At 48.1% G+C, this 22,205-nt stretch carries 22 protein-coding genes; 14 read left to right on the top strand and 8 right to left on the bottom strand.

What is annotated here, in order from left to right; genetic code table 11:
• Position 1: 1 nt before the first annotated feature.
• Positions 2 to 463 carry an SRPBCC family protein gene (locus AM231_RS18645; protein WP_054403980.1) on the bottom strand — a complete coding sequence of 154 codons (462 nt, stop codon included), beginning with the start codon at positions 461 to 463 and terminating at the stop codon, positions 2 to 4.
• Positions 464 to 554: 91 nt separating this feature from the next.
• Positions 555 to 1,349, bottom strand: a complete 795-nt coding sequence (locus AM231_RS18640) for a helix-turn-helix transcriptional regulator (RefSeq protein ID WP_242615234.1) — start codon at positions 1,347 to 1,349, stop codon at positions 555 to 557.
• 178 nt (positions 1,350 to 1,527) lie between these two features.
• Between AM231_RS18640 and recQ the strand changes: the two genes are divergently transcribed.
• The 3 genes from recQ to AM231_RS29170 all read left to right on the top strand — a co-directional run bounded on the left by recQ (position 1,528) and on the right by AM231_RS29170 (position 5,673).
• On the top strand, positions 1,528 to 3,411 hold the full coding sequence (gene recQ, locus AM231_RS18635; RefSeq protein ID WP_054403978.1) for a DNA helicase RecQ: 1,884 nt from the start codon (positions 1,528 to 1,530) through the stop codon (positions 3,409 to 3,411).
• Positions 3,412 to 3,568: 157 nt separating this feature from the next.
• A complete protein-coding gene (locus tag AM231_RS18630) occupies positions 3,569 to 5,341 on the top strand; it encodes a B12-binding domain-containing radical SAM protein (protein ID WP_054403977.1) in 1,773 nt (590 codons plus the stop codon).
• 155 nt (positions 5,342 to 5,496) lie between these two features.
• A complete protein-coding gene (locus tag AM231_RS29170; protein WP_165593437.1) occupies positions 5,497 to 5,673 on the top strand; it encodes a hypothetical protein in 177 nt (58 codons plus the stop codon).
• Positions 5,674 to 5,814: 141 nt separating this feature from the next.
• Here the strand turns inward: AM231_RS29170 and AM231_RS18625 are convergent, their stop codons facing one another.
• The 4 genes from AM231_RS18625 to mnmL form a co-directional block, all read right to left on the bottom strand.
• Entirely contained in the window at positions 5,815 to 6,777 is a 963-nt protein-coding gene (locus tag AM231_RS18625) for an alpha/beta hydrolase (protein WP_054403976.1), read from the bottom strand.
• 57 nt (positions 6,778 to 6,834) lie between these two features.
• Positions 6,835 to 7,803, bottom strand: a complete 969-nt coding sequence (locus AM231_RS18620; RefSeq protein ID WP_054404270.1) for a type I phosphomannose isomerase catalytic subunit — start codon at positions 7,801 to 7,803, stop codon at positions 6,835 to 6,837.
• Positions 7,804 to 7,883: 80 nt separating this feature from the next.
• Positions 7,884 to 8,474, bottom strand: a complete 591-nt coding sequence (gene mnmM / locus AM231_RS18615; RefSeq protein WP_054403975.1) for a tRNA 5-(aminomethyl)-2-thiouridylate-methyltransferase MnmM — start codon at positions 8,472 to 8,474, stop codon at positions 7,884 to 7,886.
• Positions 8,474 to 9,427 carry a tRNA modification radical SAM protein MnmL/YtqA gene (gene mnmL, locus AM231_RS18610; RefSeq protein WP_054403974.1) on the bottom strand — a complete coding sequence of 318 codons (954 nt, stop codon included), beginning with the start codon at positions 9,425 to 9,427 and terminating at the stop codon, positions 8,474 to 8,476. Before mnmL ends, mnmM begins: the two co-directional genes overlap by 1 nt.
• Before the next feature lie 251 nt (positions 9,428 to 9,678).
• Between mnmL and AM231_RS18605 the strand changes: the two genes are divergently transcribed.
• Positions 9,679 to 9,861, top strand: coding sequence for a hypothetical protein (locus AM231_RS18605; RefSeq protein ID WP_054403973.1), 183 nt, complete (start codon positions 9,679 to 9,681; stop codon positions 9,859 to 9,861).
• 190 nt (positions 9,862 to 10,051) lie between these two features.
• A complete protein-coding gene (gene trmB / locus AM231_RS18600; protein WP_053491830.1) occupies positions 10,052 to 10,765 on the top strand; it encodes a tRNA (guanosine(46)-N7)-methyltransferase TrmB in 714 nt (237 codons plus the stop codon).
• A 117-nt stretch (positions 10,766 to 10,882) separates the two neighbouring features.
• On the opposite strand, the gene AM231_RS18595 is transcribed toward trmB, so the two are convergent.
• Positions 10,883 to 12,010 (bottom strand): MGDG synthase family glycosyltransferase, encoded by a 1,128-nt coding sequence (locus tag AM231_RS18595; protein ID WP_054403972.1) that lies wholly within the window; start codon positions 12,008 to 12,010, stop codon positions 10,883 to 10,885.
• Between the two features lie 661 nt (positions 12,011 to 12,671).
• Here AM231_RS18595 and AM231_RS18585 point away from each other — a divergent pair.
• The 5 genes from AM231_RS18585 to AM231_RS18565 all read left to right on the top strand — a co-directional run bounded on the left by AM231_RS18585 (position 12,672) and on the right by AM231_RS18565 (position 15,853).
• Positions 12,672 to 13,910: a glycosyltransferase family 2 protein gene (locus AM231_RS18585; protein WP_053491833.1), complete on the top strand. Its 1,239-nt coding sequence runs from the start codon at positions 12,672 to 12,674 to the stop codon at positions 13,908 to 13,910.
• 277 nt (positions 13,911 to 14,187) lie between these two features.
• Entirely contained in the window at positions 14,188 to 14,682 is a 495-nt protein-coding gene (infC, locus tag AM231_RS18580) for a translation initiation factor IF-3 (protein ID WP_053491834.1), read from the top strand.
• Between the two features lie 26 nt (positions 14,683 to 14,708).
• Positions 14,709 to 14,909 (top strand): 50S ribosomal protein L35, encoded by a 201-nt coding sequence (rpmI, locus tag AM231_RS18575; protein WP_053491835.1) that lies wholly within the window; start codon positions 14,709 to 14,711, stop codon positions 14,907 to 14,909.
• A gap of 30 nt (positions 14,910 to 14,939) precedes the next feature.
• Positions 14,940 to 15,299: a 50S ribosomal protein L20 gene (rplT, locus tag AM231_RS18570; protein WP_006212255.1), complete on the top strand. Its 360-nt coding sequence runs from the start codon at positions 14,940 to 14,942 to the stop codon at positions 15,297 to 15,299.
• Positions 15,300 to 15,511: 212 nt separating this feature from the next.
• Complete coding sequence (locus tag AM231_RS18565; RefSeq protein WP_053491836.1) at positions 15,512 to 15,853, top strand: hypothetical protein; 342 nt, start codon at positions 15,512 to 15,514, stop codon at positions 15,851 to 15,853.
• Here AM231_RS18565 and AM231_RS18560 read toward each other — a convergent pair whose 3' ends face one another.
• Positions 15,854 to 16,303 (bottom strand): GNAT family N-acetyltransferase, encoded by a 450-nt coding sequence (locus AM231_RS18560; protein WP_053494118.1) that lies wholly within the window; start codon positions 16,301 to 16,303, stop codon positions 15,854 to 15,856.
• Between the two features lie 605 nt (positions 16,304 to 16,908).
• Here AM231_RS18560 and ilvB point away from each other — a divergent pair.
• The 4 genes from ilvB (at position 16,909) to AM231_RS18540 (ending at position 22,014) form a co-directional block, all read left to right on the top strand.
• Positions 16,909 to 18,651, top strand: coding sequence for a biosynthetic-type acetolactate synthase large subunit (gene ilvB / locus AM231_RS18555; protein ID WP_054403971.1), 1,743 nt, complete (start codon positions 16,909 to 16,911; stop codon positions 18,649 to 18,651).
• A gap of 1 nt (position 18,652) precedes the next feature.
• Entirely contained in the window at positions 18,653 to 19,138 is a 486-nt protein-coding gene (gene ilvN, locus AM231_RS18550) for an acetolactate synthase small subunit (protein WP_053491838.1), read from the top strand.
• Between the two features lie 174 nt (positions 19,139 to 19,312).
• Positions 19,313 to 20,305, top strand: a complete 993-nt coding sequence (gene ilvC / locus AM231_RS18545; protein WP_053491839.1) for a ketol-acid reductoisomerase — start codon at positions 19,313 to 19,315, stop codon at positions 20,303 to 20,305.
• A 170-nt stretch (positions 20,306 to 20,475) separates the two neighbouring features.
• Positions 20,476 to 22,014: a 2-isopropylmalate synthase gene (locus tag AM231_RS18540; RefSeq protein WP_054403970.1), complete on the top strand. Its 1,539-nt coding sequence runs from the start codon at positions 20,476 to 20,478 to the stop codon at positions 22,012 to 22,014.
• Positions 22,015 to 22,205 lie beyond the last annotated feature (191 nt).

The raw sequence follows: 22,205 nt of genomic DNA, 5'->3' as shown, positions 1-22,205 counted from the left end.
TTTATCCGCAGCATAGAATACCTTCACCGGATTCCAAGTTGGATTTCAAGCTGGCCAGCATGCCTTTCCATGCGTCTACATGCCATTCGCGGGCTTGCAATGACGCCTCGGAATCCTTCCAGCCTGTGTGCTCTAAGGTGATTTTTGTACCGCCGTCTGGTTCTGGTCGAAAAGACACCTTAACCCTGGTCAATTCTCCTTGATTCATCGTATCCGCAAAAGGGTCGGGTCCCTTCCACTCAAATACAAGGGTGTGCGGCTCATCATATTGTAAAATGGTACAGCCTGCAGTACACATCGATTCACGATTGGCAGGGTTAAAATAAAGCTCGAATTTTCCGCCCACTCTCGGTTCGATTTCCGCAGCTGGCGCAAACCACTTCGTTATCCTCGCAGACTCCGTCCATGCTCGCCAGAGGAGCTGGTCATCAGCCTGGATCACGGTTTCTTGAATAATGGTCATATGTATTCCCCCTCATCTTAGAGCCCTCACTGTTTTGGAATTACTATTCGTGCAGTTCCATTATATAGGGGCAAGCTCTTACAAAATTCTTCTACCTTGCTTTGTCATTCCAATCCTTCTCGAATAATAGCAGAGGCAGATTGACAACAATCGGCGGGTCATAGGGAAGAGGTTCACGTAAGGTGATCGTCACGGCTAGATCCGTCCCTTGTTCAATATGTACAGGATCGTCCAGCTTGCCGCGCAAGGATTTGTTCAGCAGCAAATAATCCCGTGGATTAAGGCTCCAAGGGATGCCGGCTGCAAGTACATAGTACGTGCCGCTCGGGATGCCAGTTAGGATGCAGGCTCTGTTTTTAAGGTTGACCGCCGTACCGGCTACGGGCTTCTGATCGGGTGCGGGTCTTGGAAACAAGCCGATGTAAATGATGCCGCGAAATGCATCTGGTGCTTCAATCCGGCAGCGAATCCGGGGTAGATCATGGGCTTCTTCCGCTGTCCAGGCTAACGGTTTGTGCTCATATTGATTCACATAACGATGAAGCGAATCAGCGGTGGAGCGGAATTTCAGAGGGGACAGACCGACAAGCCGCTTGAATCGGGTATTGAAGGTGCCCGGGCTGGACAAACCGACGCTCATTCCTATTTTTACAAGCAGGGAGGGACTGTGCAGGAGTTCGGTCTTACCGGACTCAACACGGAGCGCAGACAAGTATTGCCTGACCGAAATTCCGGTTACTCGCTTGAATAATCTGGAGAAATGAAAAGGACTGTACCCCGCCAGATCGGCGAGCTTCCTGGCCGTCAGCGGCTCATTCAGATGCTCCTTCATATAATGAATGGTTTGAATTATGGTTTCGGCATATTCGTCTTTCACAAAGATCACCAGCTTCTTATTTTCGATTGTTCACGATATCATACAAATTTCCATTATGATGAAGTTCTCCTTAGCGAATGCAATTTCCTCCCGTATTCGGTTGCCCATTCATGAAAAGGTCGTTAAACTGAAAGAATGAGGCCTTTTTCGAAATTGGAAACCAAGGTAAAATAAGGAGTTTTTATCCATGAATGTGGAAACAAATGATAGAGAAGTTATGAATTTAGATACAGCACGGGAATATTTGCAGAAATATTACGGCTATCCTGATTTTCGGGATGGTCAGAAAAATATCGTCGCCAGCCTTCTCGATGGTCAGGATACGCTGGGAATCATGCCGACAGGCGGAGGTAAATCCATCTGTTACCAAATTCCAGCGCTTTTGTTCCCGGGGCTGACGTTGGTCGTTTCGCCTTTGATTTCTTTGATGAAAGATCAGGTAGATGCTCTGACGACAGCGGGTGTGGCTGCAGCTTATATCAATAGCACGCTCAGCGGCAAGGAAGTGAACGAGCGCATACGTGCAGCAAGGCGCGGAGAGCTGAAGCTGCTGTATGTCGCCCCGGAACGGCTCGAACTCGATTGGTTTCGGGAAGAGATGGCCGGCCTTGATATTTCGATTGTAGCCGTCGATGAAGCACACTGTGTATCCCAGTGGGGGCATGATTTCCGGACCAGCTATCTCTCGGTGGCTCCTTTCGTCCAAGGGCTGCCGAACCGTCCGTTATTAGCGGCCTTTACGGCCACGGCCACACCAGAAGTTATGGAGGACATACAGCGTTTGCTGCGCCTGGAACAGCCGCAGGTGTTCGTGACCGGACTTGGGCGTGACAATCTGGAAATGTCGGTGCTTCGCGGTGAGAACAAACGGGAGTTTGTGCTGGAATATGCCGCCTCGCATAGCCATCAGCCGGGAATCATCTATGCTGCGACCCGTAAAGAAGTGGATGATTTAAGCCAGCGCCTTCAAGCTAAAGGACTCCTTGCAGGGCGGTACCATGCCGGTATGAGTGACGCCGAGCGGGCGGAGAGCCAAGAGGCTTTCCTGTATGATGATATTCGCGTAATTGTTGCAACAAACGCATTTGGTATGGGAATCGATAAATCCAACGTCCGATATGTCATCCATTACAATATGCCGAAAAATATGGAGTCTTACGTGCAGGAAGCGGGCCGCGCTGGGCGGGATGGTGAACCCAGCCAGTGCATCCTGCTGTTCAGCGCACAGGATATCATGACGCAGAAATTTCTGATCGAACAGAATCCCCAGGAGGGTGAGCGCAAGCAGAACGATTACCGCAAGCTGCAGCAGATGATTGATTACTGCTATACTACCCGCTGCCTGCGCAGCGCAATGCTGGACTATTTCGGGGAAGAGCATGAAGATCAACCTTGCGGTACGTGCAGCTCCTGCACGGATGACCGGGAGCTTGTCGACATCACCGTGGATGCGCAGAAGATCTTCTCTTGCATTCACCGAATGCGCGAACGATTTGGTGTGTCCATGGTTGCTTCCGTGCTTAAGGGATCGCGGGCCAAAAAAGTGCTGGAATATGGCTTTGATCGGCTTCCAACCTATGGTGTGATGTCGAATCGGACCGAGAAAGAAATATCCGAAACGATCAATGTTCTTGTTTCGGAAGGGTTCTTGGCGCTGACGGAGGGTCAGTACCCTGTCGTTAAACTACAGAACGGGGCGGCTGATGTGTTAAAGGGGCAGCGTGAAGTCATGCAGCGCGTTCCCCGGCCTTCCAAAGCCGCAGCCAGTCAGCGCAGCGGCCGCCGGGCCGATTACTCGCCGTCTGCTGTCAACGAGACGGTGTTTGAGCAGCTGCGCCTGATTCGGCGGGAGCTGGCAAGCAAAGAGCATGTACCATCGTACATTATTTTTAACGATGCAACACTGCGTGAGATGAGTGTGGTTTGTCCGCAGAGCGAGGAAGAGATGCTGAATGTCAAAGGGGTAGGGGAAGTGAAATTCCGTAAATACGGACGCCCATTCCTTGATTTTTTCCTGAATAGTCAGGGGACGCCAAATGACAGTGATGATTTATTCGACTACGAAGACTAAAATGGTGATCTGCAGATTCGTGGGTTTTATTACTTGTTACCTTTGAGACTATACGAGTTCTTGCATACTCCTAATTAATAGATTTGAATTCCTGTGTGAACATGCTGTCTTATGAGCGGTCACGGAATATTTTATGTAGAAGGAAAGTGGACCTACCATGAAAGTCATCTTATCAACTCTGAATGCCAAGTACATTCATACTTCCTTGGCCATTCGCTGCCTGAAGGCATACAGCGAGAAAGATTTCGATATCGAACTGGCAGAGTATACCATCAAGGATCCGGTGATGAATATCGTCTCCGATTTGTTCCAGCGCAAGCCGGATGTGATCGGTTTCTCGTGTTATATATGGAATATCGAAGAAACGATTAAAGTGATTGACATTGTGAAGAAGATTATGCCGGAGGTTACGATTATACTGGGCGGGCCCGAGGTATCATATGATACGGATTATTGGATGAAAAGGCTGCACAATGTCGACTTTATCGTTATGGGCGAAGGCGAGGAGACATTCCACCATTTGCTGCATACGATCGAAGGGGACCGTAAATTTCATTTTGTATATGGCGTAGCTTACCGCAAGCAGGACGAAGTCATCGTGAACCCGGGAAGACCGAAGAGCATACTCGCCGAGCTGCCTTCCCCGCATCGGTTTCCGGAGGATATTCCGCATCTTGGAAAGCGGGTCGTCTATTTTGAGACCAGCCGTGGCTGTCCCTTCAGCTGTCAGTTCTGCCTGTCAAGCATTGAGGTAGGGGTTCGCTATTACGATATTGAACGGACAAAGGCAGATATTCTCTATCTGATCGATAAGGGAGCTAAGCTGATCAAGTTCGTGGATCGGACGTTTAACATTAAGCGGGATTACGCGCTTGAAATGTTCGAGTTTCTAATTGAGAATCATGGTGGCTGTGTATTCCAGTTCGAGATTACAGCAGATATCATGCGTCCCGAGGTGCTGGACTATTTGGCGAAGAATGCGCCTCCCGGCATTTTCCGGTTTGAAATCGGGGTCCAGTCTACAAATGATCCAACGAATGAGCTGGTAAAGCGTCGGCAGAACTTTACCAAGCTGTCACGTACGGTGACCATGATCAAGGACAGCGGCAAGATTGACCAGCATTTGGATCTGATTGCAGGGCTACCGGAGGAGGATTACGACACCTTCCGCAAAACGTTTAATGATGTATTTGCGCTCGGGCCAGAGGAGCTGCAGCTGGGTTTCTTGAAGATGCTCCGGGGAACCGGGCTGCGGATCGATGCGGATAAGTACAATTATACCTATATGGATCATGCTCCGTACGAAATCCTGGGCAGCAACGTGCTTCCATTCTCGGATATCGTCCGTCTGAAAAGACTGGAAGATGTGCTGGAGAAATATTGGAATGCGCATCGCATGGATCATACCTTGAATTATTTGATGAAGCATGAATTCATGTCGTCTTTTGATTTCTTTCAGGAGTTTGGCGACTATTGGGAAGGACAAGGCTGGCAGAAAATAGGTCACCAGCTCGAGGACCTGTTTACGCGTTTAACGGCTTTTCTTGAGAGTCGGAGGACAGCGCATATGGACGTGATCCTGGGGCTAATGAAGTTTGATTATTTCCTGGGACATAAGTATAAACCGAGGAAAATATGGTGGGATCATACTCAGGATAAAGCGGTATGGAACGCTAATATACGACGAATTCTTGAGGAGCCTGCGGCATTATCCAACCGTTTTGCTGATCTTGGGATTACGGAGCGCGAACTGCAGAAACATGCAATGATCGAGATGCTGCCATTTAATCTGAGCGATGTCATCCAGGGAGGCAGCGGTATTCAGGACAACCCAAATCAAGCTACGATGCTGCTGGTTCTGTACCAACAGGACGAAACAGGTCAACCACAATACTATACGATGCCTGTGCAGCTTATAGAGCAGGCCTAACAGGGGGAATGAACGTCAAACCCACTTCTTGCTTGGGATTGCTCTTTTTTTGAAATCCAAGCTTATCGCTGCTTTCTTTATTAGTGTGCGTACTGGAATAAAACATCTCGGGTATCCGTATTCTAATCGCATCTACAAGATAAGGAGGCGATGTTATGAACGGGGATCAGAAGGGGCAAGAACAGCCTTCGTCAGGTGAGCCAACGATTGCTCCAGGGCTGGAAACCAATGACGATCTGCGTGAAGAAGCTACCGAAGATGAAGTCGCTCAAGGGAACTACACCGAGGTTACGCAGCTGCTTGTGGATCGGACTCCAAGCGATGAAGAATAAGAGCAGCCGATCTGTTTCAACAGAGCAGCTACCCAGATAAGTGCTAAAACGAAAAAGCGCCAATTTTGTCATCTATACTAAAAAGGGATGCCCCGGATGAAACCGGGGGCATCCCTTTTATGCATTCATTACCATTACACACTACAACATCGGCATCGATACCTGCGGGTCCTCATTCGATGAGGATGTATGACGCTCGAGCCAGTCAAGAACATCGGCTGCTACTTCATCCCGGTTGATCTCATGCAGCATTTCATGACGCCCGCCCGGATACAAACGGTACTCCAGGTCTTGAAGGCCGTATTTCCGGTATAATTCAATCAAGCGCCTCACGCCCTCGCCGCGGTGTCCGACAGGATCTTCTTCGCCGGAGAAGATATAAACCGGCTTATCCTTCAGCAGACATTCCATCAATGAGGGCTTATGAAGCTGGGACAGCAGCTTGAAGAAATCGCGGAAGAAACGAGCGCTGCATACCTTGCCGCAGTACGGGTCGTCGATATACTTATCCACTTCCATTTCATCTCGGGATAACCAATCGAATGGCGTACGGATGGTGCCGAAGCCTTTGCTGTATGGGCCGAACACGATGGCGTTCAGCATCAGACTTGGATGCGTACTTCCTTGGAAACGCATTTGCGCAGCTGCCAAATTCATGCCGAAGGTCAGCAGTTTCTGTGGACCGTTGGTGCCTGACAGAATGAATCCGTCGAATATATCGCCGTTCAGACACATCATCTTTTGTGTCAAGAAAGACCCCATGCTGTGTCCCATCAAGTAGTGGGGTACACTTGCATGACGTTTCTTAAGCTCGGAAGCAAGAAGCAGCTGGTCTTCAATCATTCCCTCGAATCCATCTTCGCCCACATCTCCCAGAAGCTCTAGACCGGCCGTTTGTCCATGACCTCGATGATCATTGCAGTATACGGCGTAGCCATGCCCTGTAAGCAGCTCGGCAAGCTCCTCGTAACGTTTTCCGGTCTCACACATACCATGCGCAATTTGCAAAATGGCGCGAATAGGCGTATCCCCATCCGGCAGCCATTGATATACAAACACATGCATGCCCTGCGTATTCAGCATCGTAAACGTGTCGGTTTGCATGTAAGGTATAACACCTCCACAATAACGAGTGGTTACTATAAATGATTTATACCCGGTTTAAGGAAGATATGAACGAAGAACAGTGGACTGCCCATCTAATTTATAGGCTCCCAGGTTGGCTGGCAGCAGGAAGCATTGTCCCGACGTATAGTCGATGGAACCGTTATCCCAGCTAAGTGTGCCTTGACCGTCACATACAACTACGATCGTGAAGCTTTCTGCCGAAGTCGACAAGGACCAGGCACCATTGACAACACCCTTTTCCACGATAAAATAAGGTGATTTCGCAAGCTCAAGCCATTCTCCAGGCTTGGTTTCTTCTGTGCTCATTGTGGTCGCTCCAGAGCCTTCATAGGCCGTCACGTTCAACGAGTCCTCGATATGAAGCTCGCGCGGCTTGCCATCAAGGCCAGGGCGATTATAATCGAAAATCCGGTACGTTGTATCCGAGTTTTGCTGAATTTCGGCTACGACAACACCCGCGCAGAGTGCATGTACCGTACCGGCAGGTATGTAGAAGGTATCTCCGGCTTTTACGGACACTTCTTGCAGCTGGTCCATTACCGTGCCGTTTTCCATAGCTTCCTTCAGAGTTTCACGGCTAACACCATCTTTCAAACCGTAAATGATTTTGGCGTCGGGCTTGGCAGCAAGGATATACCACATTTCAGTTTTGCCAAGCTCGCCTTTCGGAAGTCCTTCGTAATCATCAGTCGGATGGACCTGAACCGAAAGGTTATCATTACAGTCAAGCAGTTTGATCAGCAGAGGGAAACGTCCGTTAACTTCAGAGAATCCTTTGCTTCCGAACCATTCCTGACCGAATTGTTCCCGAACTTGGTCCAGTCCCAGGCCGGCAAGCTCACCGTTTACAATGTGGGTCGTACCGTTGGGATGGTCAGCGATCATCCAGCCTTCTCCGATATGGCCTGCGGGGATATCAAGGCCGAACTGTTCCAGGGCGCGGCCGCCCCATACACGTTCTTTAAATTCAGGTTGGAATAATAGTGGATATGGTTTTGTCATCATAATCATCTACCTTTCTTCATGGTTGACTTATTCTAAGGATGCCTAATACTACATGAAAACTCTCTTAAGAACTTATATCATAACGTCTTCTTTCGTTCCAGTGCAATGAGGAAAGGCGCCTCAGAACGCTGAAGACCACGATATAGAATTGTCTGCACGCTTTGCTGCGGCAATTTTGCAGCCCACGCTTGCACAGCATCCGCTTCGGTATCTCCGCCTCTGTGGCCTGGATACAGCACGATGGTGACGATGCCGCCAGGACGGAGCAGCTCGATGGCAGCCTCTAGAGCTTCCAGTGTACTCGCAGTTTCTGTCATAATCTGTTTATCGGATGAATCCACCGGCAGATAACCGAGATTGAACATGATGGCACCTACATGACCATGATCATGCTCTGGAATGCAGCTCTTCATGAGAGCATGGCTTTGGTGATGAAGCGTAATTCCGCCAAGGGTACCGGGTGATTCCTTAGTGAGCCTGTCGCGCGTAAGTACCAGCGCCTGCTCCTGAATATCAAAAGCATGAACATGGCCTTTTGTCCCTATGGTTTTAGCCAGAAATAAAGTATCTGCCCCTGTTCCAGCCGTGGCATCCACTGCGGTGTCTCCAGGGCGAAGCCTTTCGGACACCAGTTTATGGGCAAAACTCAATACCGACAGGAAACCCATCAGGACACCCCCCACAATTTTCCTTGCCAGGTCTCCCGGCGCTTTAGTTCAGCATCTATTCCGTTGAGCACTTGCCATTTGTTAAGGCTCCATGTAGGTCCAATCAAGAGATCGCGAGGAGCATCTCCAGTCAGGCGGTGTACAATCATGTCCGGCGGCAGAAACTCCAGGCTATCCACGATAAGGTTGATGTATTCATCCTGCTCGAGAAAACGCAGCAGTCCGGCTTCATATTGTTTTACCATTGGAGTTTTGCGCATCAGATGCAACAGATGTATCTTGATTCCTTGTACATCCATATTGGCCACCGCTCGGCCTGTAGCCAGCATCATGTCACGGTCCTCTTGCGGAAGACCGTAGATGATGTGCGTGCAGACACGGATGTTATGCTTACGGAGCTTCTCGACCGCTTTGAAATAACACTCCGTATCATGGGCCCGATTGATCAGCTCGGAGGTGGAATCATGAATTGTTTGCAGTCCCATCTCCACCCACAGATACGTACGCTCATTCAGCTCAGCCAAATATTCCACGACATCGTCAGGCAGGCAGTCAGGGCGCGTAGCGATCGACAGACCGACAACACCGGGCTGCTGGAGAATTTCTTCATAGTATTCCCGAAGCTCCTCGACAGGAGCATAGGTATTGGTATAGGCTTGAAAATAGCCGATATATTTGGCAGTCGGCCATTTCTGATGCTGTCTGTCACGAATGGTATTGAATTGGGTAACGAGGTCATCCCGGCGGCGTCCCGCAAAATCTCCTGAGCCTCGCGCACTGCAGAAGGTGCAGCCTCCCTTGGCAATCGTGCCGTCACGGTTTGGGCACGTAAAGCCGGCATCCAGCATCACTTTAAATATCTTCTCTTGGAATTGGCTGCGCATTTCGTAATTCCACGTATGAAATCTTTTGTCTCCCCATAGCTTGGGGATCGTTATATGTGGTGTGCTCATGTTGGCTCCTTTATAGCAATCTCAACTGATTTATACAGATACATCCATTGTAACAAAAAATAAAGAACTGCGTCATATACAGGTCTTCGAGCCTAATTCAGGCATTGTTACTTGAATGGTTTACATATAATTGATATATTTAAAATAGATAAATAAATAAATGATTCAACCTATTTTGGCGAGGGTAATATTGGATAGGATTCATATTTGTGTGACGTCATGGATACAATTATACCGTGAGGTGATTACGAATGAATTCGTCAGCTATTCACAATGGAAGCAAGGAAAGAATCACTGTGGAACTCACCCCGAATGAAGCTTTGGCCCTCACGGGTGTAGCATTTAGTGCCAATAAGGATGTAAAGGCTTCAGCACAACGCAAGATTCGGGCTGCCTATGAGAAGACATTTGATTTTATGGCAGAAGAGAGGTAAACTATTCCACAGTTTAACTATCGCGGAACCCCAATTCCAAATATATGAAAAAGGAACCTAAGGCTTTGCCAAGGCAAAGCTCGGGTTCCTTTTTCTATGGGCTCTTTACTTTTGGGACTAACTTCGTCACAATAGGTGCAGTATCTTGATATCAATCTAAATCTTACTTGGAAAGTTTCGGAGGTATGACATGCGGTTACGCGGAAGAAAAGGAATACGGGAAAATCTGGAGCAGCAGGAAGACCTGGTCGTTTTGGACCCCGGTCAATATAGAGGAAAATGGGCTTCTTTGTTTGGCAATGACCTTCCGATTCATGTAGAATTCGGCATGGGCAAAGGGCAGTTTATCAGTCAGATGAGTTATAAGCATCAGAATGTGAATTTTATCGGGGTTGATATGTATGATGAGCTGATTCGCCGGGCAAGTGAGAAGGGGCGTAATGCGTGGGCTCAGGATGATATCACTACACCTCCGAACTTGAAGCTCGCCTTGTTCAATATTGAGAATGTTGAAGAAGTGTTTGAACCTGGTGAAATTGAACGAATGTACTTGAACTTCAGCGATCCATGGCCAAAAGCAAAGCATGCTCGCCGCCGTTTAACGCACCCGCGTTTTCTGGACAAGTATTCCCAGATCCTGAACGAGCGCGGAGAAATTCACTTCAAAACCGATTCGGTGACCCTCTTTGAATTTTCTCTGAATGCTTTTGCCGATTATGGGCTGCAAATGACCAATATTTCGCTGGACTTGCACCGTGATGGATTGAACGAGGAGCATGTGATGACGGAATACGAGACGAAATTCGTGGGTCAAGGAATGCAGATCCATCGTTGCGAGGTTATAGTCGGCAAGGAAGCCCTTGCTTCGTACCAGAAGAATCGCCTTGAAAAATACGGTAAATAATATAGTCTCCAGGCGGACTTCCCTATGATTGCGTTTTCATCTATTATAATAGAAGGAAATCTATCAATTTTGAGATAGGCTCTCGGATATAAGCACCAAAAAAGGTGTACTCCTGCTTTAGGAGTACACCTTTTCATTTTCCAGCATATCGATGATGCTGCGGGCGCTTTGCATCGGATGGGAGCGTTCGATATTTTGCAAATTCTGGGCCCGCTGCTGTTGGAGCAGGTCATATTGTTGCAGAAGCTTGTTCATCCATTTTTCAAGAACTTCTAGCGATTGAATAGGCTCGCCCAGACCTTGCGCTGTGAAGTATTGGCAATTCTCTTCTTCCTGCCCTGGAAGGGGCTGGTGAAACAGCATGGGAATTCCTTTGGCCAGGCCTTCCGTGCACGTCATGCCGCCCGGTTTAGTAACAAGCAAATCCGATACCTCCATCAGCTTGTCGATCTCGCGCGTAAAACCCAAAATCCGGATGTTCGGATGCTGGAATCTTGGATTGCTTTCCATTTCCTCCCGACCCTTGTCATTGTTGCCGAAACAAAATATAATTTGGATTTCTTCACGCCATCGGGTTAAAAATTCGTGCACGACCTCATCATTCATGATCCCCCAGCCTCCGCCCATGACAAGCACCGTGGGCATATTTAACAGATTAAACTGCACCCTGATTTCTTCCTTGCTCGGATGGGTCCAGAAATCGGGATGGATCGGGATGCCGGTGACCTGAATTTTCGCATGGGAAACTCCGCGGCTCAGCAGTTTGCGCTTCACTTCCGGCGTGGATACGAAATATCGGTCGACCTCCGGGCTGATCCATGTATCGTGAGCATCATAATCGGTTATAACGGTACACAGGGGCACATTTGTGCCCAGCCGTTTTAAACGCGAGATGACTGCGCTGGGGATGAAGTGAGTGCACACGATGATGTCTGGCCGGAGCTGCTTGACCACGTTCTTCGTACTTGTATAGAACATGCGATGAAGGGCTAGAGCGGTAAAACGGTTAAATGACTTCTGGTGGCGGTACATGTACCCAACCAGTCTGGGGCGAGTTGTAATCGTCTTTCTGTAGGCCGAAATGATCAGTGGAGCAATTTTGGGGTTCAAGAAGCTTCCAAGCTCGAGAACTTTGGTCTGTATGCTAGGCGACAACTGGCGCAAGTTGCTGGAGAGAGCATGAGCGGCCTGTGTATGTCCGGCACCGAACCCTTCAGATAACAGCAAGACTCTTTTTTTAGCCACTACTTTTCACCCGTTCTGCAGCGATATTCATTACCTTTAACATATCGATTTTGAGAAAAGAAATCAACCAGTACCATCCTCCAATCAAAGGGACTTTAGTCCTGGTAAGGAGAAGCTTTACCAACAGGGTTCTTGCTGGCTGCCTGCTACTTAGGCGGTAGTCGGCGGCGCGCATTTTGTAGAAAATCAGGGACCGTAGTCTTTTGACTTGAATTTAAGTTGCCGATACAATGATTCAAACAGACATCAAAAAGTTTATTAGAAAAAGAGAATGCCGCAATACAACTTTTTGGTCATCTGTTGCGTTTATTAATTGGCGGACAAGTCGATTCCAGAAAAGATGGGCGGCAAAGAGAAATAAAAAGTAAGAAAACGGATGAAAATAAGAACTAATGCCATTTGAAACGAAGCTTGCTGGCAAACTGGATTGCAAGCTGAGCTCTTTTACGAAGTTTTTCCGTAAATTAGAGCATTCCACGGTTTTGACAAAAGATTCAAAAGTGTGGAAAATCGTGTATGATGTGCAAAGTTGCCCCGAGGCACCGAGGCTACTGAAGACAGACACACAAGTCACAGGGTCATACAGCAATAAAAATAGCGAAAAACTTAGAGAGAAAAAAACAAACATTCTCGGGTTAAAAAAAGGGGGTAACGGAGAATCATGACAGACGCCATCTTTATCGCGCTCCAATTATTTTTGGCCGCGGTGGGTGTGTACCAGTTCGTATTCTCTTTGTTTGGTCTGATCAAGAGAAAAAAGAAACAGCATTTTGAACCAAATAAATCGTTCGCAGTGCTAGTTGCTGCGCACAATGAAGAGCAGGTTGTCGGGGCTCTCATGGAGAACCTGAAACAGCTTAATTATCCGAAAGATCTGTACGATGTATTTGTCATCTGTGACAACTGTACAGACCGTACTGCAGAGATCGTCCGTGCCCACGGGATGAACGCTTGCGTACGCACGAATCAGAATCTGCGAGGCAAGGGTTACGCCATCGAGTGGATGCTTAAGGAGCTCTGGGCAATGCCGCGCCAGTATGATGCAGTCGTTATGTTCGACGCGGATAATCTGGCAGATCCAAATTTCCTGAATGAAATGAACAATGATCTTTGCTCTGGAGCGAGAGTTATCCAGGGATATATCGATACCAAGAACCCAGAAGATTCTTGGATCACTGCTTCTTACGGGGTGTCGTATTGGTATATCAACCGTCTGTGGCAGCTTTCCCGCAGCAATCTGAATATGGCTAACTTCCTTGGCGGTACGGGAATGTGCTTTGAGACCAATCTGCTGAAGGAGATTGGCTGGGGCGCGACCAGTCTGGTTGAGGACCTAGAGTTTACGATGCGCAGTGTTATGCGCGGCGTATACCCGAAGTTCAACTATGACGCAAAGGTATTTGACGAAAAGCCGCTTACGTTTAAGGCTTCGGCCAGACAGCGTCTGCGCTGGATGCAGGGCCACTTTACGGTTGCCCGCCGTTATTTCTTCCCGCTGCTGTGGCGTGCCATTAAAGAACGCAGCCTCGTAAAGTTGGACCTGGCATTGTACGGGGTCAACGTTTACATCGTGTTGCTGACTTTCTTGTTGACAGCCGTCATCTGGATTGACAATTCTTTCTTTGATGGTCCGAATATTGCGAATCTATACGGTTATCTACCGTTATGGCTGAGCTTTACAGCGATCGCAGCGAATATCTTCACCTTCATGATCGCCATGCTCCTGGAAAAGGTGAAGTACAAGAAGGTATATCTGTACCTGGTACTGTTCCCGATCTACTTGCTTTCGTGGTATCCTATCACGGTATATGCGTTCTTCACGCAGAACAACAAGCAGTGGAGTCATACGGAGCATACCCGCGTTGTGCGCCTTGAAGAGGTACAGAGCAAACAAGGGTAATCAAGAATTTTACCATTCTGTGTTGACACGGGATTGTATAACCTGTTATACTATCGTAGTCTGTTAAACAGAATATCTGATTGCAAGCAGAAGCACCGCTTCTCACCTGACCGACATATGTTGGCTGGTTTGATCACGAAATCAATGAATGGATTCAACTTCATTTGTGAGATGAGTATCAAATAGGGATGTCGGTGTTTAACCCGGCATCCCTTTATTTTTTTGCAAACAGGAACAACAAGTAATTTGGAGGTGGAGGACTATCAGTAAAGAACATATGATCAATGACGAGATTCGGGCCAAGGAAGTACGTTTGGTTGGTGCCGAAGGTGAGCAAATCGGGATCACACCGATTCGTGAAGCACTGCAAATGGCAATTGATCTCAATCTGGATCTGGTGAACGTAGCCCCTCAGGCGAAACCACCGGTATGTCGCATCATGGACTACGGTAAATTCCGCTATGAGCAGCAGAAGAAAGAGAAGGAAGCGCGCAAGAACCAGAAAGTTGTAGATATCAAAGAAGTATGGTTCCGTGCCAACATTGAGGAGCACGATTATCAAACCAAGCTTCGCAATGTCATCAAGTTTTTGAAAGAAGGCGACAAAGTGAAATGCTCCGTGCGTTTCCGTGGTCGTGAAATCACCCATGCCAGTATTGGCCAGAAAATTTTGGAACGCGTAAAAATAGAAGTTGCAGATCTCTGCGTCGTTGAGCGCCATCCTAAATTGGAAGGTCGCAGCATGATTATGATTTTGGCTCCAAAAGCCTAAGAGAAATTAGAGGAGGAAGTACTACAATGCCTAAAATGAAAACACATAGCAGCCTGAAAGGCCGCTTCAAAATTACCGGTACTGGTAAAGTAAGACGTTATAAAGCTTACAAAAACCACTTGCTTTCCCACAAATCCAAGCGTGCGAAGCGCGTGCTATCCAACAGCCCTATTATGGCGCCTGGAGATGTTAAACGTTTGAAGCAAGGTCTGGCTAACTTGAAATAGTAAACAACAATTATTGGGAGGTCTATTGATATGGCACGAGTTAAAGGCGGATTTGTCGTTCGTCGTCGACATAAAAAAGTATTGAAGCTTGCGAAAGGTTATTTCGGTTCCAAACACCGCATTTTTAAAACTGCTAACGAGCAGGTTATGAAATCCCTCGTTTATGCATACCGGGATCGTCGTAATACGAAGCGTAATTTCCGCAAATTGTGGATCGTTCGTATCAACGCGGCAGCTCGCCAAAACGGTCTGTCCTACAGCAAATTGATGCATGGTCTGAAGCTTGCTGGCGTGGACATTAACCGCAAAATGCTCGCTGATCTGGCTGTGAATGATCTGAACGCGTTCAATTCTTTGGCTACTGTAGCTAAAGAAAAAGTGAACGCTTAATTAAACGTGTATGAAGAAACCGCCGTATGATTACGGCGGTTTTTTGTGTTTTCTTTTCGCAAATGACCTCTGCTGAAACGTAGGTTACGAATGTTACGTATGCTTCGATGATAGAGAATGTGCTCATATTTTGCTAACGAAAGGGCCATGAAACAAGCAAGTGAACTCCCTCGGGAATAGATTGAAATGTATATTACCTGAGGAGGGATCTTATGCACAAGCCTGTCAGCAAGGCAAAAGTGAAGTCATATGTGGGCAAACAGATCGTAGCGTATAAGAAGGACGGGACGATGGTGACAGGCAAGCTGGTCCGCGTTTCGGGCAGCCGTCTTTTTGTGACACCGGAGACCAAGGGAAAGAAAGTAAGAACTAAAGCGATTATTCCGCTGGCTTTATTTGATCTTCTTGCCATAGGAACGGCACCGTATGCATTCGGGGGTGGATATGGAGGCGGCTATGGTGGATATCCGGGTGGATACCCGGCAGGGTACGGTGGATTTGGACCGGGTTATGGCGGATTCGGACCAGGTTTTGGGCCAGGCTTCTTCTGGTGATTAAACCAAGTGGTTTTTTTTAAGCTCATAGCACTGGCTGGGTTCGATGATTCTGGTCACCGTATAGCCGAGCTTTCGGTAAAAGTTCAGACCAGACGTATTTCCAATATCTACCATTACTTTGGCGCGTGTGCATCCGCGGGTTGCAGCGAAATGTTCAGCATGCTCCATCAATCGGGCACCCCACCGTTTTCGCTGTGCTGTGGATGCTACGGCCAACATGTCGATATACAGCAGTTCGCCATGCATCATGAAATGTATAAAAGCAAAGACTCTGTCACCATTCTCCGACGAAGTAACGAGGGTAACGCCGCGTTGTAATCGAGAAGGAATATCCTTACGAATGGTGTCGAGCTCTTTTTTTGTCATGTGGGAAAGCGGAACGAGCTGGGACTCGATCAGCTGGAGAATCATCGGATCATCATACCCGGGTTTCCGATAACGGATTATCATATTGCTCCCTCCCTTCGCGACGTTTAAAGTAAGCTCCGTTTATCATATGTAGCAAGCTTTAAGAGGGTGTTTTGCGTGAAGGAGGCGAGTCAAATGATATCACTGTGAATGATCCCCTTACACCGGAAGCAAAATAAATGTGTTGACTTCTGGAATGAATGAATCATATAATGTTTCTAAACATTTTAACGAATATATCCAATCGGCAATGATGAGGACGAAGTTTAAAGGGCTCTTTTGCTCAGAGAGTGGCTGGATCAGCTGAAACCACCACCTTAATCCCTTTTATACGAGCTCACCTCGGAGCTGTTTTCCTGAAAGGCGCTACGCTAGGACTTTATCGCATTAAGTCGTAACAGCGCGTTTATTAGGGGGAATCGTTATAGTCCGCGTTAAGGACTGCAGATATTGAAGGGCTATGTTTATTGTTCTTCATACCTGCTGAGGCTTTACACTGCGAAGTGTAGGGCAAACATGGGTGGTACCACGGAAGCTAAACCTTTCGTCCCTCACACGGAGATACTCCGGGTGTGGCGACGGAAGGTTTTTTTATTGCTTGATCATGAGAAAGTGAGTGCCAATATTTGAGAGGAGGATGACTGATGAGCGCGCAAACTCCAGAAGTGCGGTCTACAGAACAATTACGAGAGAAATGGTTGAAGCCTGAAGTGATTACCGGATCGGAAATCTTGCTTCGGAGTCTTCTGCTCGAAGGTGTCGAGTGCGTCTTCGGATATCCGGGCGGAGCTGTCCTGTATATCTATGATGCCATGTATGGTTTTGAGGATTTCAACCATGTCTTGACCCGTCACGAGCAAGGTGCCATTCATGCAGCTGACGGTTATGCCCGTGCAAGTGGAAAAGTCGGTGTATGTATAGCGACTTCAGGACCAGGGGCAACCAACCTTGTGACCGGGATCGCAACAGCTTATATGGATTCCGTTCCACTCGTTGTCATAACCGGTAATGTTGCAACAAGCTTGATCGGTACCGATGCTTTCCAGGAAGCGGATATCACAGGAATCACGATGCCGATCACGAAGCACAGCTACCTGGTAAGAGATGTAAAGGATCTGCCAAGAGTGATCCATGAAGCGTTCCATATTGCATCGACTGGACGTAAAGGACCTGTACTGATTGATATTCCGAAGGACGTCTCCGCAGCTACCACATTGTTCCAACCGGAAGAGCGGATTCAGTTGAAAGGTTATAATCCTCGAACGGTTCCGAACAAGCTTCAGCTGGATAAACTGGCCCGCGCGATTGAGGATGCGGAGCGCCCGATGATATTGGCAGGCGGCGGCGTGATCTACTCCGGGGCTCATGAAGGTCTGCACGAATTCGTGAACAAAACCGGAATCCCGATCACAACCACACTGCTTGGTCTTGGTGCTTTCCCAACCGGTAATGATCTGTGGACAGGAATGCCGGGTATGCACGGAACGTATACATCGAACCATGGAATTCAGCAGTCGGACCTCCTGATCAACATTGGAGCAAGATTTGATGACAGGGTTACAGGCAAGCTGGACGGATTTGCACCGCATGCAAAAATCGTCCATATCGACATTGATCCGGCTGAGATCGGCAAGAACGTACCGACTGATATTCCGATTGTCGGCGATGTGAAAACGGTGCTTGAAATGCTGAATCCTATCGTTTCATACGCAGCCAAAGCGGATGCTTGGAGAGACCAGATCAGCAAATGGAAGGCTGAATACCCATTCCGCTACGTTGATTCGGATACGGTACTGAAGCCGCAGTGGGTTATCGAAATGCTCAATGATACGACGAAGGGCGAAGCGATTGTAACGACTGATGTTGGTCAGCACCAGATGTGGGCCGCACAGTATTACAAGTTCAACCAACCGCGTTCATGGATCACATCAGGAGGCCTTGGAACGATGGGCTTCGGATTCCCGTCCGCGATTGGTGCCCAGATGGCGCATCCGGATCGGCTGGTCATCTCGATCAACGGTGATGGCGGTATGCAGATGTGTTCCCAGGAGCTGGCGATCTGCGCCATCAACAACATTCCGGTAAAAATCGTTGTCATCAACAACCAAGTGCTTGGCATGGTTCGGCAATGGCAGGAGCTGATTTACGACAACCGATACAGTCATATTGATCTGGCTGGAAGCCCTGATTTCGTTAAGCTGGCTGAAGCCTATGGTGTCAAAGGACTTCGCGCCACAACGAAAGAAGAAGCACAGCGTGCTTGGGCCGAAGCGATGGAAACACCGGGACCCGTCCTTGTTGAATTCGTCGTTGAGAAAGGCGAGAACGTATATCCGATGGTGACGCAAGGGTCGACAATCGATCAAATGCTGATGGGGGATGCGTAAGATGAGTACAAAACATACCATTGCTGTACTAGTAAACGACCAGCCGGGTGTCCTGCAGCGTGTATCGGGGCTATTCGGACGCAGAGGCTTTAACATCGAAAGTATTACCGTCGGGCAGTCGGAAGAGGTTGGGTTATCCCGGATGGTTATCGTAACCACCGGTGATGAAACGACATTGGAGCAGGTGGAGAAGCAGCTTTACAAGCTGATCGATGTTATTAAAGTTATTAACCTTAGCTCCAAACCGATGGTAGCCAGAGAGCTAGCCCTGATCAAGGTAAAGGCTGAGCCTTCGGCCAGACCGGAAATCATGGGCGTTGTCGAGACTTTCCGCGCTTCCGTCGTGGATATTGGCTCAGCTAACATGATGGTGCAGGTTGTTGGCGATACTGTCAAAATTGATGCTATGATCGAACTCCTCAAGCCGTATGGCATTCAGGAGCTTTCCCGGACTGGGGTTACCGCGATGATTCGCGGTAATGCGTAATCATTATACGATTCTCTTCTATATGGGTGACAAAGTTATTGTGATATAAGATAAGTGTTAGATACCTGCATCGTATGAGCGGGTGTCTCAGCAGATCGAAAGATAGATCCGTTGGTCTATTGAGATACCCGCTCATCATGAAGGGTCTTTAAAATCAAAGGAGGACTTATACAAATGGCAATTACTACTTATTATGAACAAGATGCAGAACTGAGCGTATTGAAGGACAAAACGATCGCGGTTATCGGTTACGGTAGCCAGGGCCATGCCCAAGCACAAAACCTACGCGACAGCGGACTTAAGGTAGTTATCGGCCTTCGGGAAGGTAAATCCTTCGACAAAGCGAAGAACGATGGTTTCGAAGTGCTTCCTGTAGCAGAAGCTGTTAGCCGTGCGGATGTTGTACAAATCTTGATGCCGGATGAAACACAAGCAGCGGTTTACAAGAATGATATCGAACCAAACCTGAAAAAAGGTGCGGCACTGATGTTCTCTCACGGTTTCAACGTTCATTTCGGTCAAATCGTAGCGCCGAAAGACAATGATGTCCTGCTGGTTGCACCTAAATCTCCTGGCCACATGGTTCGTCGTACGTATGTTGAGGGCTTTGGCGTACCTGGACTGATTGCAATCGAGAAAGATGCAACTGGACAAGCTAAGGCAATCGGTTTGGCTTATGCAAAAGGTATCGGTTGTACTCGTGCAGGCGTTATCGAGACTTCCTTCCGTGAAGAGACCGAAACAGACTTGTTCGGTGAGCAAGCAGTACTGTGCGGTGGTGTATCCGAATTGGTTAAAGCCGGTTTCGAAACTCTGACAGAAGCAGGATATGCTCCTGAAATGGCATACTTCGAGTGTCTGCATGAGCTGAAACTGATCGTTGACATGATCTATGAAGGTGGTCTTGCCAGCATGCGTGATTCCATCAGTAACACAGCTGAGTATGGTGACTATGTAACTGGTCCGCGCATTGTAACCGAAGATACGAAGAAGGCAATGAAAGAAGTGCTTTCCGATATTCAACAGGGTAAATTCGCTCGCGACTTTATTCTTGAGAACCAATCCGGCCGCGCATTCTTGACAGCTACTCGTCGTAACGAGTCTGAGCATCCAATCGAAGTAGTGGGTGCAGAGCTTCGTGAAATGATGCATTGGATCAAGAAATAAGAATATATAGATTTCATAAGGAATTCTTCCGGATACGAACAGTCAAGCAGGCAGTGAGAAGATGCTGTGACTATTCGATCCGTTAGATGAAGCAGCCGGCGGCAGGGGATAAACGAACCTGCCGCCGGGTGTTTCCCTCAAGTGTGATAAACTTCAAGGAGGTGCCGATAATGCGAAAGATTTATGTCTTTGATACAACACTGAGAGACGGGGAGCAATCACCAGGCGTGAATTTGAACACTCGGGAAAAGGTGGAAATGGCCCTTCAACTCGAAAAGTTGAAAATCGACCGCATGGAAGCCGGATTTCCAGCGGCGTCACCCGGAGACCTTGCAGCTGTGAACGCCGTGGCACGCGCGGTTAAGGACGTTACCGTTATCGGATTGTCACGTTCCCGAGAGAGCGACATCGATGCGGTTCGTGAAGCGCTTATTGGAGCACAGGACCCATGCATTCATGTGTTTTTGGCGACTTCGCCGATTCATCGCAAATTCAAGCTGAGAATGGAGAAACAGCAAGTGCTGGAAACGGCGCAAGCCTCCATCCGTTACGCCAAGAAGTATTTTTCCAAAGTGGAATTCTCCCTGGAGGATGCCGGACGGACCGAGCTGGATTTCATGGCTGAAGTAGTTGCAATGGCTGTGCGTGAAGGCGCCAGTGTTGTGAATATTCCAGATACGGTAGGTTATTTATACCCTTCGGAATATGGAGCTATATTCAAATACTTGAAGGAAAACGTTCCGGATATCGAAAAGGTGCAGCTAAGCGCCCATTGTCATAACGATTTGGGTATGGCTACCGCCAACACGCTGGCCGCTATTCTGAATGGCGCCGACCAGATTGAAGGCACGATCAACGGTATCGGAGAACGGGCAGGCAACACCGCCATTGAAGAGATTGCGATGGCGCTGGAGACGCGTGCCGAATTCTTCGGAGCGAAGACGGGGCTTGCACTGACTGAGATTGCCCGCACGAGCCGCCTTGTCAGCAAGCTTACCGGTATGGTCGTTCCAGGCAACAAAGCCATCGTTGGTGCGAATGCATTCGCTCACGAATCTGGTATTCATCAGGATGGAATGCTGAAAGAAAAGACAACATATGAAATTATGACCCCGGAATCCATTGGACTCAAGGAAAGCAAGCTGGTACTTGGCAAACACTCCGGCCGTCATGCTTTCCGGGAGAAACTGATGGATCTCGGTTATGATTTGAGCGAAGAACAAGTGAATGAGGCATTCACCAAATTCAAGGTGCTGGCTGACAAGAAGAAGGAAGTATCCGATGAGGACCTGCTGGCTTTGCTGGAAGAAAAACTGATCGATACACCGGAAGTTTTCAAATTGGAAACGATCTTTGTCGCTTATGGCAATGAATCAACGCCAACGGCCCGGGTTCGCATTGCAACAGAAGATCAGACGATTGAGGAAGAAGCCGAGGGGAATGGTTCTGTAGACGCGATTTATAATGCGATCGACAAAGTGTCCGGTGAAGAAGTGACGCTTGCGGATTATTCCATCAAATCGGTAACCCATGGTAAAGATGCTCAAGGTGAAGTGCATGTGGTACTGTCGCAAAACGATGTGGCTGCACAAGGCCGCGGCCTGAGCACGGATATTCTGGAAGCGAGTGCAAGAGCTTACGTGGATGCGGTCAATGTTCTGATCGAGAAACGCAAAACGTTCAGCCGGCGTGAGCGAGCAACACTGTAATTCTATACTTAATCTGGTACAAAGAATGATGGGTAACTCAGGGTACGTCGAGAAATCCATGGGAGATATCCAATGAAAAAGAGGAGCCGCAATATATGCAGCTCCTCTTTTTTGTTAGTACGCCCAGCATGGGCGTCATCTATACGGTGAAAGTCCGGAATGGGGGCTGGCAAGCGCCTACCATAGCCAAG

The sequence above is a fragment of the Paenibacillus solani genome (assembly GCF_001277345.1).
Classification (GTDB): domain Bacteria; phylum Bacillota; class Bacilli; order Paenibacillales; family Paenibacillaceae; genus Paenibacillus_AQ; species Paenibacillus_AQ solani.
The sequence above is the reverse complement of the archived record's forward strand: the minus strand, read 5'-3'. Positions and strand labels throughout refer to the sequence as shown.

Coding starts and splice junctions, on each gene's coding strand:
- AM231_RS18645 (WP_054403980.1), bottom strand. CDS start 463: ATGACCATTATTCAAGAAACCGTGATCCAGGCTGATGACCAGCTCCTC.
- recQ (WP_054403978.1), top strand. CDS start 1,528: ATGAATGTGGAAACAAATGATAGAGAAGTTATGAATTTAGATACAGCA.
- AM231_RS18630 (WP_054403977.1), top strand. CDS start 3,569: ATGAAAGTCATCTTATCAACTCTGAATGCCAAGTACATTCATACTTCC.
- AM231_RS29170 (WP_165593437.1), top strand. CDS start 5,497: ATGAACGGGGATCAGAAGGGGCAAGAACAGCCTTCGTCAGGTGAGCCA.
- AM231_RS18625 (WP_054403976.1), bottom strand. CDS start 6,777: ATGCAAACCGACACGTTTACGATGCTGAATACGCAGGGCATGCATGTG.
- AM231_RS18620 (WP_054404270.1), bottom strand. CDS start 7,803: ATGACAAAACCATATCCACTATTATTCCAACCTGAATTTAAAGAACGT.
- mnmM (WP_054403975.1), bottom strand. CDS start 8,474: ATGGGTTTCCTGTCGGTATTGAGTTTTGCCCATAAACTGGTGTCCGAA.
- mnmL (WP_054403974.1), bottom strand. CDS start 9,427: ATGAGCACACCACATATAACGATCCCCAAGCTATGGGGAGACAAAAGA.
- AM231_RS18605 (WP_054403973.1), top strand. CDS start 9,679: ATGAATTCGTCAGCTATTCACAATGGAAGCAAGGAAAGAATCACTGTG.
- trmB (WP_053491830.1), top strand. CDS start 10,052: ATGCGGTTACGCGGAAGAAAAGGAATACGGGAAAATCTGGAGCAGCAG.
- AM231_RS18585 (WP_053491833.1), top strand. CDS start 12,672: ATGACAGACGCCATCTTTATCGCGCTCCAATTATTTTTGGCCGCGGTG.
- infC (WP_053491834.1), top strand. CDS start 14,188: ATGATCAATGACGAGATTCGGGCCAAGGAAGTACGTTTGGTTGGTGCC.
- rpmI (WP_053491835.1), top strand. CDS start 14,709: ATGCCTAAAATGAAAACACATAGCAGCCTGAAAGGCCGCTTCAAAATT.
- rplT (WP_006212255.1), top strand. CDS start 14,940: ATGGCACGAGTTAAAGGCGGATTTGTCGTTCGTCGTCGACATAAAAAA.
- AM231_RS18565 (WP_053491836.1), top strand. CDS start 15,512: ATGCACAAGCCTGTCAGCAAGGCAAAAGTGAAGTCATATGTGGGCAAA.
- ilvB (WP_054403971.1), top strand. CDS start 16,909: ATGAGCGCGCAAACTCCAGAAGTGCGGTCTACAGAACAATTACGAGAG.
- ilvN (WP_053491838.1), top strand. CDS start 18,653: ATGAGTACAAAACATACCATTGCTGTACTAGTAAACGACCAGCCGGGT.
- ilvC (WP_053491839.1), top strand. CDS start 19,313: ATGGCAATTACTACTTATTATGAACAAGATGCAGAACTGAGCGTATTG.
- AM231_RS18540 (WP_054403970.1), top strand. CDS start 20,476: ATGCGAAAGATTTATGTCTTTGATACAACACTGAGAGACGGGGAGCAA.